The 14560-nt window shown below is 56.9% G+C and carries 14 protein-coding genes; 9 read left to right on the plus strand and 5 right to left on the minus strand.

Features of this window, described 5'->3' with window-relative positions; translation table 11 throughout:
• Nucleotides 1-54: 54 nt before the first annotated feature.
• Both acs and IPM27_02335 read left to right on the plus strand, forming a co-directional pair.
• Entirely contained in the window at nucleotides 55-2022 is a 1968-nt protein-coding gene (gene acs, locus IPM27_02330; GenBank protein ID MBK9160397.1) for an acetate--CoA ligase, read from the plus strand.
• A 465-nt stretch (nucleotides 2023-2487) separates the two neighbouring features.
• Nucleotides 2488-3837: a transglycosylase SLT domain-containing protein gene (locus IPM27_02335; GenBank protein MBK9160398.1), complete on the plus strand. Its 1350-nt coding sequence runs from the start codon at nucleotides 2488-2490 to the stop codon at nucleotides 3835-3837.
• A 59-nt stretch (nucleotides 3838-3896) separates the two neighbouring features.
• On the opposite strand, the gene IPM27_02340 is transcribed toward IPM27_02335, so the two are convergent.
• The 5 genes from IPM27_02340 to IPM27_02360 all read right to left on the minus strand — a co-directional run bounded on the left by IPM27_02340 (nucleotide 3897) and on the right by IPM27_02360 (nucleotide 8021).
• Complete coding sequence (locus IPM27_02340) at nucleotides 3897-4193, minus strand: YqjK-like family protein (protein MBK9160399.1); 297 nt, start codon at nucleotides 4191-4193, stop codon at nucleotides 3897-3899.
• A gap of 4 nt (nucleotides 4194-4197) precedes the next feature.
• The gene (locus IPM27_02345; protein ID MBK9160400.1) at nucleotides 4198-4557 is read right to left on the minus strand and encodes a phage holin family protein; all 360 of its coding nucleotides are present in this window, start codon (nucleotides 4555-4557) and stop codon (nucleotides 4198-4200) included.
• Between the two features lie 27 nt (nucleotides 4558-4584).
• Entirely contained in the window at nucleotides 4585-4914 is a 330-nt protein-coding gene (locus IPM27_02350; protein ID MBK9160401.1) for a DUF883 domain-containing protein, read from the minus strand.
• 122 nt (nucleotides 4915-5036) lie between these two features.
• Nucleotides 5037-7019 (minus strand): ABC transporter ATP-binding protein, encoded by a 1983-nt coding sequence (locus IPM27_02355; protein MBK9160402.1) that lies wholly within the window; start codon nucleotides 7017-7019, stop codon nucleotides 5037-5039.
• A 576-nt stretch (nucleotides 7020-7595) separates the two neighbouring features.
• A complete protein-coding gene (locus IPM27_02360) occupies nucleotides 7596-8021 on the minus strand; it encodes a terminase small subunit (GenBank protein ID MBK9160403.1) in 426 nt (141 codons plus the stop codon).
• A gap of 304 nt (nucleotides 8022-8325) precedes the next feature.
• On the opposite strand from IPM27_02360, the gene IPM27_02365 reads away from it, so the two are divergent.
• The 7 genes from IPM27_02365 to IPM27_02395 all read left to right on the plus strand — a co-directional run bounded on the left by IPM27_02365 (nucleotide 8326) and on the right by IPM27_02395 (nucleotide 14559).
• Nucleotides 8326-8880 (plus strand): hypothetical protein, encoded by a 555-nt coding sequence (locus tag IPM27_02365; GenBank protein ID MBK9160404.1) that lies wholly within the window; start codon nucleotides 8326-8328, stop codon nucleotides 8878-8880.
• A gap of 486 nt (nucleotides 8881-9366) precedes the next feature.
• On the plus strand, nucleotides 9367-10665 hold the full coding sequence (locus IPM27_02370) for a hypothetical protein (protein MBK9160405.1): 1299 nt from the start codon (nucleotides 9367-9369) through the stop codon (nucleotides 10663-10665).
• Between the two features lie 637 nt (nucleotides 10666-11302).
• Nucleotides 11303-11491 carry a hypothetical protein gene (locus IPM27_02375; GenBank protein ID MBK9160406.1) on the plus strand — a complete coding sequence of 63 codons (189 nt, stop codon included), beginning with the start codon at nucleotides 11303-11305 and terminating at the stop codon, nucleotides 11489-11491.
• Between the two features lie 12 nt (nucleotides 11492-11503).
• Entirely contained in the window at nucleotides 11504-11782 is a 279-nt protein-coding gene (locus tag IPM27_02380) for a hypothetical protein (protein MBK9160407.1), read from the plus strand.
• A 133-nt stretch (nucleotides 11783-11915) separates the two neighbouring features.
• On the plus strand, nucleotides 11916-12857 hold the full coding sequence (locus tag IPM27_02385; protein ID MBK9160408.1) for a DUF932 domain-containing protein: 942 nt from the start codon (nucleotides 11916-11918) through the stop codon (nucleotides 12855-12857).
• Between the two features lie 194 nt (nucleotides 12858-13051).
• Nucleotides 13052-13702, plus strand: coding sequence for a DUF1071 domain-containing protein (locus tag IPM27_02390; GenBank protein ID MBK9160409.1), 651 nt, complete (start codon nucleotides 13052-13054; stop codon nucleotides 13700-13702).
• A complete protein-coding gene (locus tag IPM27_02395) occupies nucleotides 13699-14559 on the plus strand; it encodes a YqaJ viral recombinase family protein (protein MBK9160410.1) in 861 nt (286 codons plus the stop codon). The genes IPM27_02390 and IPM27_02395 overlap by 4 nt, the downstream gene beginning before the upstream one ends.
• Nucleotide 14560 lies beyond the last annotated feature (1 nt).

Consider the following 14560-nt stretch of genomic DNA (forward strand, 5'->3'; position numbering starts at 1 on the left):
TTGGATGGCAATGTAATTACATCCAGCACGCAGAACCGCCATTCAGGAGTCAGCATGTCCAACATCCAGTCCGTATTGCATGAAACCCGTGTTTTCAGCCCTTCCGATGAATTTGTCAGCCATGCCAACATTTCAGGCATGACCGCCTACCAGTCGATGGTCGATGCATCCAGAAATGACTACGCCGGTTATTGGGCTGAACTGGCGCGCAAAAACATCCATTGGCACCAATCTTTTGAAAAATCCCTGAATGACAGCAGCGCGCCATTCTACAAATGGTTCGAGGACGGCAAGCTCAACGTCTCGTGGAACTGCCTCGACAAACACCTCGCCACCCAGCCGGAAAAGACCGCGATCATCTTCGAGGCGGACGACGGCAAGGTCAGCAAGGTCAGCTACCGCGAGTTGCACGGACGCGTCAGCCAGTTCGCCAATGGCCTGAAGTCGCGCGGCATCAGGAAAGGCGACCGTGTCGTCATCTACCTGCCGATGAGCGTCGAAGCCGTGGTCGCCATGCAGGCCTGCGCCCGCATCGGCGCGATCCATTCGGTGGTGTTCGGCGGCTTCTCCTCCAAAAGCCTGCACGAACGCATCGTTGATGCACAGGCCAGCGCCGTCATCACCGCCGATGCGCAGATGCGCGGCGGCAAGCTGATGCCGCTGAAACCCATCGTCGACGAGACACTCGCGATGGACGGTTGCGAATGCGTGCATAGCGTCATCGTCTATCGCCGCGCCGGCAACGATGTCGAATGGGACGACGACCTCGATATCTGGTGGCACGACTTGTTCAATTCGCAACCCACCCATTGCGAACCCGAATGGGTCGATGCCGAACATCCGTTATTCATCCTCTACACTTCCGGTTCCACCGGCAAACCCAAGGGCGTGCAACACTCCAGCGCAGGCTATCTGCTGGGTACCATGGTCACCATGCAATGGGTGTTCGACTACAAGGATTCCGACATATTCTGGTGCACCGCAGACGTGGGCTGGATCACCGGTCACAGCTATGTCACCTACGGCCCGCTGGCGATGGGCGCCACCGAAGTCATCTTTGAAGGCATTCCGACCTGGCCGGATGCCGGGCGTTTCTGGAAAATGATCCAGGACCACAAGGTCACCACGTTCTACACCGCGCCGACCGCGATCCGTTCGCTGATCAAGCTGGGCGGTGAACTGCCCAAACAATACGACCTGTCCTCGCTACGCCTGCTCGGTACCGTCGGTGAGCCGATCAACCCGGAAGCCTGGATGTGGTACTACGAAACCGTCGGCCAGAACCGTTGCCCCATCGTCGACACCTGGTGGCAGACCGAAACCGGTTGCCACATGATCGCGCCCGTGCCCGGCGCCCTGCCGATCAAGCCCGGCTCCTGCACCCTGCCGATTCCCGGCATCGAGGTCGCCGTGGTGGACGAAACCGGCACCGATGTCGAACAGGGACATGGCGGCTCACTGGTCATCAAGAAACCGTTCCCTTCACAGATCCGCACCATCTGGGGCGACCCGGATCGTTTCAGGAAGAACTATTTCCCGGAAGAATTGCATGGCTACTACCTGGCGGGCGATTCGGCCTATCGCGATGAAGACGGCTATGTCTGGATCATGGGCCGCAACGATGACGTGCTGAAAGTCTCCGGTCATCGCCTGGGCACGATGGAGATCGAATCGGCCCTGGTTGCCAACCCGCTGGTAGCGGAAGCCGCCGTGGTCGGTCGCCCGCACGACATCAAGGGCGAGGCGGTCGTCGCTTTCGTCGTGCTGAAGGGCGCACGCCCGACCGATGCGGTCAAGGCAAAAGAACTAGTCGACACGCTGCGCAATTGGGTAGGCAAGGAGATCGGCCCCATCGCCAAACCGGACGACATCCGCTTTGGCGACAACCTGCCCAAGACGCGCTCCGGCAAGATCATGCGCCGTCTGTTGCGCTCCATCGCACAGGGTCAGGAAATCACGCAGGACACCTCGACACTGGAAAACCCGGCCATACTCGAACAGTTGAGGGAAGTAATCAAATAGCTCACGACCGGGTTTCGGTGAAGACTCATGCCCGCCAAGGCGGGCGTTATGTCGGAGCCAAAACCCGGCCATACTGGAACAGTTGAGGGAAGTAATCAAATAGCTCACGACCGGATTTCGGTGAAGACTCATGCCCGCCAAGGCGGGCGTTATGTCGGAGCCAAAACCCGGCCATACTCGAACAGTTGAGGGAAGTAATCAAATAGCTCACGACCGGGTTTCGGTGAAGACTCATGCCCGCCAAGGCGGGCGTTATGTCGGAGCCAAAACCATGCCATCCTTCCCCGCCAATCGGGCATCCGGATGAATCCCGCTTTTTTGCGGCATCTCGCCTGATTATCTGACGTTATTTCGGTTGACCTTGCCATAGCCTCTCGGCTAACATCGCGCAAATCCGAATTTACTCTAGGAGTTGTGTCTGTGTCATTGATCCGGCAGTTTTTTTCTGCATTGCTCGCCAGCGGAATTTTATTCTTCACCCCCTTCGCTCATGCAGACCAAGAACTGCTCGCACATGCGGATGAAAGCCTCGCACTCAGTACCTCGCTGCAAACTCCCTCGGCTCCGCTGTCCCTCACCTCGGCACGCAACATCAAACTCGATATCATCCCAGACGATGATGCCGTCATGGGCGATCTGTGGGAACGCATCCGCAGCGGATTCGCGATGCGCGATCTTGACAGCACTCTGGTAGCCAGACATGAGCACTGGTATGCCAACCGCCCCGATTACGTCGCGCGGATGACCGACCGGGCGCGCCTCTATCTTTACTACATCACCGGTGAAGTCGAACGGCGCGGCATGCCTAGCGAGATCGCCCTGTTGCCGATGATAGAGAGCGCTTTCAACCCCGGCGCCTACTCGACCAGCCGCGCATCCGGTATCTGGCAATTCATCCCGTCCACCGGCAAGAACTTCGGCATGCAGCAGAACTGGTGGTATGACGGCCGGCGCGATATCGTCAGCGCAACCAACGGTGCGCTCGATTACCTGCAGAAACTGCACGACATGTTCGGAGACTGGGAACTGGCACTGGCTGCCTACAACTGGGGCGAGGGCGCCGTACAGCGCGCGCAGGAACGCAACCGGAGGCGCGGGCTACCGGTGAATTACACCAGCCTGAAGATGCCGAATGAAACGCGCAACTATGTACCCAAATTGCTGGCCATCAAAAACATCATCGCGAATCCGGCCAGCTTTGGCCTGGTATTGCAGGACATCCCCAACAAACCGTATTTTGCCGCTGTTTCCACCGCTCACCATATCGATGTGGAACTGGCCGCGCAGCTGGCGGACATCTCGGTGGAGGAATTCACCGCACTCAACCCCGCGCACAACCGTCCGGTGATCCTGCAGGACAACAGCGACCTGATCCTGCTGCCGATCGACAAGATGGAAACCTTCCGCGCGAATCTGGAAGCATATGACAAGCCGCTGGTCAGCTGGCAGGCCTACCAACCCAAAAAAGGCGAACGCCTTGACCGGCTGGCCCCGCGTCTGGGACTTTCCGTTGAAAAACTGAAATCGGTGAACGGCCTGTCACGCCGCTCGAACATCAGTACCGGGCAGACCCTGCTGGTTCCCATCAATGGCGAAGAGAGCGAAACGGACGACGAGTTCACGGCTTTCAACATGCATCTCTCCCCCACCAATGACCGTGGACGCGCAATCAAACACAGGGTACGCAAGGGCGAGACGTTGTCACAGATCGCGCGCCGCTATCATGTCAGCATCGCCAAGCTGAAAAGATGGAATGGTTCTTTGAAAAGGATCAGGGTAGGCCAGGTTATCCGCCTGTCGGGATCCGGCGGTTGATATAGAAAGCGTCGATTCGGTAGTCGTACCGGATGGACGCTACGCCGCGTGAGCGCACCTCACGAAGACAAGTGACGCGAAGCAAACCTTTCGGAAAACGCGGCAAAATAGCGATATCCCTTCCATACCAGCCAGCCGCTCCGCAACAAGCCAACGACGCCATGGCGGCGGATCACGAACAGCATCACCGCACCCGCCACCAGCACCGGCCTGGCGCGCAGATAATTCAGCACAGCCAAGCCACGGTCGGCGAATGCCAGAGGTGTTTGCCAGCGCGCGCCGACCCCGGCCACTTCTTCGCGCTGCGCGGAAATCTTCGCCAGCAATTCGCTGCGACGCTGCATCACATCGGCCATTTTTCTATTCGCGGTCGGCATCGAGATGCTCACGATCTTTGGCCAACTCGGCCAGACTGACGGAAAACAATCTTGATTTTTCCTGCAACATGCGGTGCAGCAATGCCCCAATGAGGGTGCCGGCCGTAATGAAAAGCACACTCATCACGGCAGTCACCACAAGCCGGTGTTCATCCCAGAACAACAGCACGATGAACAACGTCAGCAGCAACGCGCCTACACCGAAACAGAATAACGCCAGCAGAGCAAGGAGCAGCATCTGCGAGAGACGCAGACGCTCCTCCTGCCACTCGTTCGCCAGCAACTCGAGCCGCGTCGAAGCGATAGAAACCAGCGTGGAAAGCAACTGTCTGGCAGATGCCATCAGTCCTTGACCAGCCTCCGACATCACTTAGCGACCGCGCCCGATCAGCATCCCGACGACCAAACCGACGCTCGCAGCGATTCCCACCGCATACCAAGGATTCTCGTGCACATACTCATCAGTCGCCTTGGCCGCCTGCTTCGTTGTCTCGATCACAGCCTCTTCCGCTTCCAGCAGCCGTTCCTTGGCAACAGCGAGATTCTTCTGGATGCGCTCACGCACAGCAGCCACTTTTTCGCCAGCCTGTCCGGCGGTTGCATGCAACAGCTCTTCCGCGTCATTCACCACTGCGCGCATGTCCTGCGCGAGTTTTTCCTTGCTGACATCCCTTGTCACGCTTACCGACTTGGTGCTCATGATCCACTCCTTTTAGTAGTAACTGAAAGATTTGCAACCAGTACCCGGAAACATCCAGAAAGCTTCCAGATACCCCTGCCTCTTTTTAAACCAATTACCTATCCCCGTCAACCGAAGTACCGTTATCGCGTGTATAAATGACACCGGACTGCATGCGCCGATGACAACATGGCTTCTTCGGGATAGGCACGGCGACAACGTTCGTCCGCCTGCGGACAACGCGGCGCAAAATGGCAACCGGGGGGAGGGTTCGCCGGCGATGGCAGATCGCCCTCCAGCCGGATGAATTTCCGGCCCTTGGTGTCTATGCGCGGCACAGCCGACAACAATGCCTGCGAGTAAGGATGTTGGGGATTGTGCATCACCTCTTCCGTCGTGCCCCGTTCGACGATACGTCCCAGATACATCACACATACTTCATGCGCGAGATATTCGACTACCGCCAGATTGTGTGTGATGAACAGGTAGCTCAACGCCAGCTCATCCTGTAGCGACTTCAGCAGGTTCAGTATCTGCGCCTGCACCGATACATCCAGCGCCGAAGTCGGCTCGTCGCAGATCAGCAGTCTGGGCGACACCGCCAGCGCGCGCGCGATGGCAATACGTTGCCGTTGTCCGCCGGAGAACTCGTGCGGATAGCGCCACTTGCTGTCGCGCGCCAGCCCCACCTTGTCCAGCAGCTCATCGATATGTACCTGACGCGCAGCGCTGTCGCCGCCGATGCCGAGCGCACTCATACCCTCTTCCAGTATCTCCGCCACGCGCATCTTGGGATTCAGCGAGGCATAGGGATCCTGGAACACCATCTGCATCCCGGCATAATGTCTCGCACCATCCAGTGTTACGCCATCGAACATTACCTGTCCTGCAGTCGGCCTGTTCAAATTCAGCAACGCCTTGCCCAGCGTCGTCTTGCCGCAGCCCGACTCCCCCACCAGTGCCAGCGTGCGTCCCTGCGGTATCTCCAGGGAAACGCCATCCACCGCCTTCACCTGCCCCACCGTGTGCTGCAGCAAACCCTTGCGGATCGGGAAATGAACGCGCAAGTCGGCGACTTGCAGAAGAGGATTCAGGATACGGGATACAGGATTCGGGGATCCCTCCTCCGCAAGCATGCGGGAGGTGCCAGTTTCTGTATCCCGTATCCTGTATCCCGCATCCCGATAAAGATGGCACCGTACCCCCTTCCCATCGATAACCGTCCACTCCGGCGCCTGCTCATGGCACAACATCCATGCCCGGTCGCAACGCGGCGCGAAACGACAGCCCTCCGTGATGCCGTCCAACGGCGGCACACTGCCCGGAATAGCCACCAATGGTTTTCCGCTGTGGCTTGCATCCGGCAAGGCAGCAAACAATTTCCGGGTATACGGATGCAACGGCTGCTCGAACAATTGTTCACGCGTCGCCTGCTCCACGATCTGCCCGGCATACATCACGCCGACGCGGTGTGCATTCTCCGCCACCACACCCAGGTCGTGCGTGATGAGAAGCACCCCCATGCCGCTCTGCCGCTGTGTCTCGCGTAGCAGTTGCAGCACCTGCGCCTGTATCGTTACATCCAGTGCGGTGGTCGGCTCGTCGGCGATGAGTAGTTCTGGTTCTCCCGCCAGCGCCATCGCGATCATCACGCGCTGCTTCATGCCGCCAGACATCTGGAACGGATACTCATGCACACGCCGCGCCGCGTCCGGGATGCCCACCTGCTCCAGCAAATCGATACTACGTGCAAGCGCGGCGTTACCCTGCAAATCCTTGTGCAGCGCCAGCGATTCAGAGATCTGCTCTCCTACCGTCATCACCGGATTCAGGCTCAGCCCCGGCTCCTGGAAGATCATCGCCATCCTGCCGCCGCGCACCTCGCGCATGTCACGTTCGGCAAGTTCGAACAAAGACACGTCTCCCAGCTTCGCGGATCCGCTTGCGTTCTCCACCCCGTCCGGTAGCAACCGCATCAATGACAGCGCCGACATCGACTTGCCGCAACCCGATTCGCCGAGCAGTGCGAAAGTCTCGCCAGCCTCGATGTCGAACGAGATGCCATTGACGATGGCCGCACCGCTGTGCAAAGAAGTGATGAGAGATCGAACAGAAAGGATAGGCATATGGATGTGTATTGTATGAGGAATGCATCAATTGCCAAACCATAATGCCAAGCAGACAACGCGGCATCCATAGATGCAGGAAAAAACGTGGCCTGAGCCCGCTCCGGTTTAGTCGCAAAGAAACAATTTCCGACATCCTGCGGCACACGCGCCAATGCATGGGCTCATTGTTCAGTCGTACAGCTTGATGAGCTTGTGGATGCGTCAAACTGCATCACTGATAAACGCAGTCGGATGAATCGCAGCCTAGCCATGAATCGACGGGAAAGGCTTGGGAATGAAAGTCCCAAAAAAGTCCCAGTGGAAAGAAAAATGGGTTAGATCATATTTGACCTAACCCATTGATTATATGGCGCGCCCGAAGAGATTCGAACTCCTGACCCCTTGGTTCGTAGTTCCAAACTGAAAGCGTATCCATATGATTATTAACCGATAATGCCGTGGCGACCGTTGCAACTGTTGCACCACAATGCATAACCGTTCATAACTGATTTACGCAAAAGTCACGCACAAAACACTAAGGCCTGGGTAGTCATTGTCACGCACAAATCACTAAGCCCCACCCTTCCTATTCACTCAAAATGGCTCAGCGCGCGCTATTTCCAGCAGTTCCTCGTCGCTCATAGCCTCAAGTCTGGAGAGATAGGCTTTGCCGCTATCGGTCACATCAACCGTGTGCCGTTCTGGGCTATAAAACCCGCACATCTTCGCGATCTCACGCCAGCCTGCTATGACCGTGGCGGGGTCGTTCTTAAGTTTCGCCACATGGATGGCATCCTGAAGCTCCAGAAGCACCTCTGCGCGCGTTAAATCGAGCTCTCTGGCGGTCTGTGCCTCGCGCACGGCTAGAGCGGCTAAAACCTTATGATTTCTTAACAGCAGCGAGCCGGTAACATGGGCCGAGGATACAGCGAACCCCGCTCTTCGCGCGGCGTCCGAAGCGCAGCGGCTGATGGAATATTCTTCGACAAAACGGGCTTGGCGGGCTGTAAGTTTCTGCATGGCTGACAACTCCCTTCTTCGCACACAGATCATCGTTCGAAGTGCTTCGTGCGATGTGCGGATTATACCGCTAATACCATGTATTGTATGGGTTTATATGAGCATCCGCTGGCAGCATCCAAAGCATAAATCCTGCTCAGATTGCTATGTGATGCGCCCGCTTATGCTTTTTCGATGACTCTGGCAACATCGCCGCGACACTCAGAGCACAAACCCACCAACAGGTCGTGCGCTACTACGAGAAGCACTAAGTGGACGGGCATTATCGGGGGGGGCTGTTAGTGCGGATGATGCTGGATATGACATGTTGCTTGCAAGTGCTGTATCGCAGAATGAGTTGTATATCTGTGATTGGCTGATGCAGCATGGGGCGATGCTTGCGCATGAATCGAGCAAAGTTGTGCTGTATAACGATAACTCGGCACTCCTGCAAAAGTTGATTGATTACACACCAAATGGTTTGAGTGCATTTGTTAAACTTAACAATTTATGGTTGGAGTCAATTGCCACCGGAGCTAAACGTTGTGAACCTATTATCGCAAGAGCGATGCTCCACACTGCATCATCCACAGACCGAGTTAAAACTCCAAATGGGTATTGTGTGCAGCTTTGTATCGCTGCGCGATATGGATTTATTGATGAGTTTGAGAATCTGGTTCTCAAGGGGGCAGACCCCAACGAGAGCCTCGACGCGTTTTCGTTAGAAAATATGCCGCTTGTTTGGGCAGTACATTATAGGCAATTAGCCATATGTCTTCGTTTGCTAGCGCTAGGGGCCAAGATTGCACCTATATCATTATTGGCCAACCTATCTGACCGAGAATGGTTCTATAAAAATGTACTAGATGAAAATCTTTAAATCTAGTAATTTCAATATCAGCCACCACAAACATCAGTAATGAACCGCTCCGACCCCATAACAGCATTGCAATCTCACGCCAAGGCTTCAAGCTCTGTTGTTTTGCGCAGGTCGGATTACCCAGTTTGCGTAAGCCTAACTACCCAGAGTGATATGGCATATTTCCCGTACTGGGCAACACAGTACAGCAAAATCTGATGGGTAGTCTTAATCGCGCAGTATGGGTAATTTGATGCGCGCATCAACGCCCAGAGTCTATCCGTTGACGTTTCCACAAACGTCTGCCACAGTGCTGACGTAGGGAGAATGACCATGTCCGAAAAATGGAACGAGCGAGGTCGAACCGCCGCCAGCGCCGTCAAGCGCGGCGCCGAAGCCACGGCTAACGGCATACACACTGCCACCAATTTCGTCGCCCGCAATGACGGGCGCGTCGCTGATGGTGCGCAGGTAGTCACCCAGGTGCTTGGCGGCGGCCTCGATAAAATGGGCGGCAGCCTCGCCGCAGCGTCCCAGCAGGCCAGCCAATCCCTCCACAGCAACGCATCGCGTCTGGCCGATGCAGCACAAAACTCCATCGTCGGTACAGGGCCAGCAAGCGGCTGGCGCAAGGGCGCAGGTCTCTTGGCATGGGGGCTTACCAAGGTTGCCACCCACACCGTAGGGGTGACTGCAAATGCCGCCACGGTGCTGGGCAAGGTGACAGCCGCTACGGGCCGTGTTACCGAACGGTCAGCACCAGCGATTGGCGGCGCAGTAGGTGGTGTTGTGCGCGGTGCTGTCGAGATCACATCCAACGCTGTGGACGCAGCAGCACTGCCCGCGTCCCGCATCGACGCCATGCGCTCAGAGTTGCGCACCTTGGGCCAGAAAGAAATGCAGCGGGCCGAGGTACTGATGCGGAAGATCGCATCTGCCAAGCGCGGCAAACGAAAAGCCGAACTGCTCGACTTGCTGGTGGTCGGCGGCATTACCCTGGCCCAAGCCATCCGCAACCCTGCGGGCGTGCCACCAGAGATCGAACGTGCTTTCGACTTGGCCTATCCAGGGCTGACACAAACTGAATCGTTTGCGGATGCCGTCAACCGCATGTCCAGCGACCAGTTGACTGGGCTGGTTTCCAGCATTAAGGGCAAGCTCTTTGAAATTGAACTGGTGGACCACCTGAACGAAGGTGGACTGCCGGACGGGTTCCGCGCTGAACTTGCCCAGAGTGTTACCCAGCCGGGCTGGGATATCCAGATCACGGATGCACAAGGGAACGTCAACGAACTACTGCAAGCCAAAGCGACAGAGTCGGCCAGCTACGTGCAGGACGCGCTGGAACGTTACCCCAACATTGATGTGATGACGACCAGCGAAGTGCACGGCCAGTTGGTGGCCATGGGCCTGGCGCAGAACGCACATGACAGCGGAATCAGCGAAACAGTTTTGCAGGCCAAAGTTGATGCAGCCACTCATGGAGGTACTGCTTTTGATGCAAGCGACCTGGTGCCATCCAGCATCGGCCTGGCGGTGATTGCGCTCTCAGTGTTTATGAACAAGGAAGGCAGCCTGCGCGAAAAGGGTGCCGTGTTTGGTACTCGCTCGGCCAAGGCGGGTGTGTCTAGCGCGGTGGGCAAAGTTGCTATGGTCGTGACGCAGACTTGGTGGCTGGGACTGGTTGCGGGGGTGGGGTCGAGCTGGCTGGCTGCCAGCGGGCACGGGAAGCGAGAACAGTATGAGGCGCTGCGGGGGGCGCTGGGGGTGATGCAGAATAAGTGGCTGCCGCAACTGAGCATTTGAAACTGTTCACCGCAGGCCGCTCATTTACACGACCACTCGGACGGCGACAGCCATCTGCAGTTCTCTGGATAGCCCGGGCGTCCGTCTTTGTCAAATACATGGGGTTCTGATGGCACGGGTGGCAGGTTTACCTCAAACGTCCTATCGCTTGGAGAATTCAGTTCACAAGCCAGATAATCTTCGTCTGATATAACACTTTTGCGCTCACGGATTTTTCCAGGGTTTTGTTTCTGGCGCGTCGCAGTATCTGTGTGGTGGTCTACGGTTGGTGGTATGAAAGTCATCCGTTTTCTACGATGCAATTGACAGGACGAACGTTCTATAACGCGGTTACAGAGCTCTCAGCTATGGCCGAATTGCCGTCAGTTCCACATGCTAGTTTGGGAGACCATAGCACTGATCCTATAAGCTGACTCACACAGCCCTTAGTTCGGACAACTTATTCGCTCCCCCAAATTTTTATAATTTTTTTTTCAACTCCCTCGCGCCAGCATCCCCTCCCACCCCGTCCCAAACAGCCACCCCACTTCGGATTCGGTTTCTGATTTCTGAAATCTACGCAGCGCGAAAAGCCGCGCTGCGGCCTACGAGCTTCATGTAAGTAATCTCACTTACACAACCTCATAGGAGATCCATCATGAACACAATCCATCTAAGCAAAGCAGCCAAACCTACTTCCCAGTCCAGCCTCCTCAAGCGCTGCGCCTTGACCGTTTTCAAAACAGTTCGCTCGGTTGCCGAGCAAGGCAAGAAAGCGCCTTCAGCACTGGCCCAAAGCTTCACTGAGGTGCGTGATGCGTGGGTCGAAACCCGCCCAAACGTATAGCGGAGAAAAATCATGTTTATTACCGGATTCATGGTTTTTCTCGGCGTTGCACTTATTTTCGTCAAGCTCCCGCGACGGATACTGCTGCGCGCTTTGAAGCACGATATGTTGATCGACATACTGGTGAGCTGTTTGGTGCTGCTGATTCACTGGGGGACATTCAGCGGCGTGATGGCCGCTACCGTCGCTGGCCTGATGACCAGCCTCATGACCTCGGGCCTGAAGAGACTCTTCGGTTACATCGACGGCGACCTCTACTACATCGGAAAGTGGAGGCTCAACGTGGATTAAAACCGCTGCTCGACGTCTTCCTCTGGACGGCAATCGCTGAGATTGCCCGTCAAGTCATCCGCAATGGATGGCGCATCTTGCTCTAACCGCCCAGCTAACCCAGCTGGGCTTTTTCATTTTAAGGAGAAATAAAATGGCGCATCTCGTTCAAACCATGGCCTATGCCAACGAAACCCCGTGGCACGGCCTCGGCAACCCCCTCACACCCAACCAACCTTTGGAGGTCTGGCTACACCAAGCCGGGATGGACTGGTCTATCCAATCCTCCCCCGTGCATTACCAAGGCGACACGCTGCGTCAGTTCAATGACGCCAAGGTGCTGTATCGCTCCGACACCCACGATGCCCTGTCCGTGGTCTCCAACCGCTATCAGGTCGTCCAACCCCGTGAAGTGCTGGAGTTCTACCGCGATCTCGTTGAGGTCGGCGGCTTCGAGCTGGAAACCGCAGGCGTACTCAAAGGCGGCAAGAAGCTCTGGGCACTTGCCCGCACAGGGCAAGAGACATATCTCAAGGGTAACGACCAAGTGAAAGCCTACCTGCTGCTGGCAACCGCGTGCGACGGCACGCTGGCGACCACCGCCCAGTTCACCTCCGTCCGCGTCGTGTGCAACAACACCCTTGCTATCGCCACCAGCGACAGTGCAGGCGCGATCAAAGTGCCGCACTCCACCAAGTTCGACCCCGACAAGGTGAAGCAGCAGCTCGGCATCGGCATCACCAGCTGGCAGCGCTTCATCGCAGAGATGCGGCGCCTGTCCGACAGGCCCGTGCATCCGTTCGAGGCGCGGCGCTATCTGGTCGAACTGATGGGAGATGCCAATCTGCCTTTCCACAGCCAGCCCAACGGCAAAGCCCCCAACCGCGTGTTTGATCTGTACGCCGGGGCGGGCAAAGGTGCCGACCTTGCCGCCGCGAACGACACCGCGTGGGGGCTGCTCAATGCCGTCACGCAGTTCGTCGACCATGAACGCCGAGCGCGGAGCACAGACAACCGGCTGGATTCTGCGTGGTTCGGACAAGGTGCTGCCATCAAGCAGCGTGCGCTCGAACAGGCATTAGCCCTCACCGCATAAGCAACACCCTCGCGGTCTGATCAGCCGCGCGGAGCAGTCATAACAACAAGAGCCTTTGGCGACTTACGGTGCTCGATAAAAAGGGAAACGTCGCAACACTCTCAGCAGCTCTTTATCGCTGAACCCGAAGCCCGGCCTGACGCAAGTCTGCCGGGCTTCTTTCTTTCCGTCACACACACTAGAGAGGTCTCATCATGAAAATCGAATCCAACTATTTCGCCGAGCTGGCGAAGATCAACGTCAACGAACACATCGAACGCAAAGGCCAGTTCTCCTATCTGAGCTGGCCGTTCGCTGTCGCCCAGCTACGGCAGTTCGACGCCACCGCAACGTGGGAAGTGAAACGCTTCGACGGCCTGCCGTATCTGGCAACAGACACCGGCTGCTATGTCGAAGTCTCCGTCACCGTGCGCAGCATCACGCTCTCACAGATTCATCCGGTGCTCGACAGTAAAAACCGCCCCTTGCTCACCCCCAGCGCCTTCGACATCAACACCTCGATTCAGCGCTGCTTGGTCAAGGCCATCGCCCTGCACGGCTTGGGGCTCTATATCTATGCCGGAGAGGATTTACCCGATGAACAAAATGATCCTAAAACACCGTCACAACCATCACCATCGTCACCCACGGTACGGCAGTTCCAGAAGCCCAAAGCGGTGAGCGACTCAACCGAGCCGCTGACCGTCAATCAGCTGCGTTTCATCAAGAAACTGATCTCTGAAACCGGCACTGACGAAGAACAGCTACTTGGCTTCTTTGGCTTCGACGCACTGGAGAACATCCCCAAGGTCGAGGTGAACCGTGTCCTGAAGATGCTCGAAGGCAACCGCAAGGAGGCAGCATGAAAGCGCTCATGAAGATGGTACAGGGTAGCCCGGAGTGGCACGCGCATCGTGCGCAGTACCGCAATGCCAGCGAGACCGCAGCGGTATGCGGTGCGTCGCCTTGGATGACGCCCTACGAACTATGGCTGGTGAAGACTGGCCGCAAAGTCGTGGAGGAGAATGCAGCCATGCGCCACGGCACCCAGATGGAGCCCGCTGCGCGTGCCGCTTTCGAGGAGGTCTCCGGACTCATCATGCAACCACAGGTGGTGGTCGATGGGCTGTACTCAGCCAGTTTGGACGGCATCACGCTAGGCGGCGATACCCTCTTGGAGATCAAATGCCCCTTCAAGGGGGCGGTATCCGAGCTATGGCAGTCGGTAAAGTCAGGCACGGTGCCCGAGCACTACCAGCTTCAGGTGCAGCACCAGCTGATGGTGACGGGGGCAAGGCAAGCGTATCTCTGGGTGTACGACGGCAACGTCGGCATCAAGAACCTGATCCAGCCGGACGAAATCATCTTTGCTCGGATTCGGGAGTGCTGGGAATTGTTTCAGCCGTTCCTCGACGGGGATACACCGCCACCGCTCACTGACCAAGACACTTGTATCCGAACAGATCACAAGTGGCAGACCGCCGCCGAGGAGTACCGAGGCTGGAAATCAGTGGCCGACGAAGCCTCGGCCAAGGCGGATGCCGCCAAAGCCAAGCTGGTAGAGCTGACGAAACATTCGCGCGAGTCTGGCTTCGGTGTGGCGGTCACCCGGTACTGGAAGGCGGGCAATGTGGACTACAAGAAGGTGGTCGAGCTACAGGGTGTCGATCTGGAGCAGTATCGGGGGAAGATGCGAGAGGAGGTCAGGGTTAGCGTCGCCTGAT

The organism is Nitrosomonadales bacterium (assembly GCA_016716325.1).
Classification (GTDB): domain Bacteria; phylum Pseudomonadota; class Gammaproteobacteria; order Burkholderiales; family Gallionellaceae; genus Gallionella.

Excerpts from the sequence above, each read along its gene's own strand:
- IPM27_02365 (MBK9160404.1), top strand. The coding sequence starts at position 8,326 with ATGTTGCTTGCAAGTGCTGTATCGCAGAATGAGTTGTATATCTGTGAT.
- IPM27_02350 (MBK9160401.1), bottom strand. The coding sequence starts at position 4,914 with ATGAGCACCAAGTCGGTAAGCGTGACAAGGGATGTCAGCAAGGAAAAA.
- IPM27_02390 (MBK9160409.1), top strand. The coding sequence starts at position 13,052 with ATGAAAATCGAATCCAACTATTTCGCCGAGCTGGCGAAGATCAACGTC.
- IPM27_02345 (MBK9160400.1), bottom strand. The coding sequence starts at position 4,557 with ATGGCATCTGCCAGACAGTTGCTTTCCACGCTGGTTTCTATCGCTTCG.
- IPM27_02395 (MBK9160410.1), top strand. The coding sequence starts at position 13,699 with ATGAAAGCGCTCATGAAGATGGTACAGGGTAGCCCGGAGTGGCACGCG.
- acs (MBK9160397.1), top strand. The coding sequence starts at position 55 with ATGTCCAACATCCAGTCCGTATTGCATGAAACCCGTGTTTTCAGCCCT.
- IPM27_02360 (MBK9160403.1), bottom strand. The coding sequence starts at position 8,021 with ATGCAGAAACTTACAGCCCGCCAAGCCCGTTTTGTCGAAGAATATTCC.
- IPM27_02355 (MBK9160402.1), bottom strand. The coding sequence starts at position 7,019 with ATGCCTATCCTTTCTGTTCGATCTCTCATCACTTCTTTGCACAGCGGT.
- IPM27_02370 (MBK9160405.1), top strand. The coding sequence starts at position 9,367 with ATGGGCGGCAGCCTCGCCGCAGCGTCCCAGCAGGCCAGCCAATCCCTC.
- IPM27_02340 (MBK9160399.1), bottom strand. The coding sequence starts at position 4,193 with ATGGCCGATGTGATGCAGCGTCGCAGCGAATTGCTGGCGAAGATTTCC.
- IPM27_02375 (MBK9160406.1), top strand. The coding sequence starts at position 11,303 with ATGAACACAATCCATCTAAGCAAAGCAGCCAAACCTACTTCCCAGTCC.
- IPM27_02385 (MBK9160408.1), top strand. The coding sequence starts at position 11,916 with ATGGCGCATCTCGTTCAAACCATGGCCTATGCCAACGAAACCCCGTGG.
- IPM27_02380 (MBK9160407.1), top strand. The coding sequence starts at position 11,504 with ATGTTTATTACCGGATTCATGGTTTTTCTCGGCGTTGCACTTATTTTC.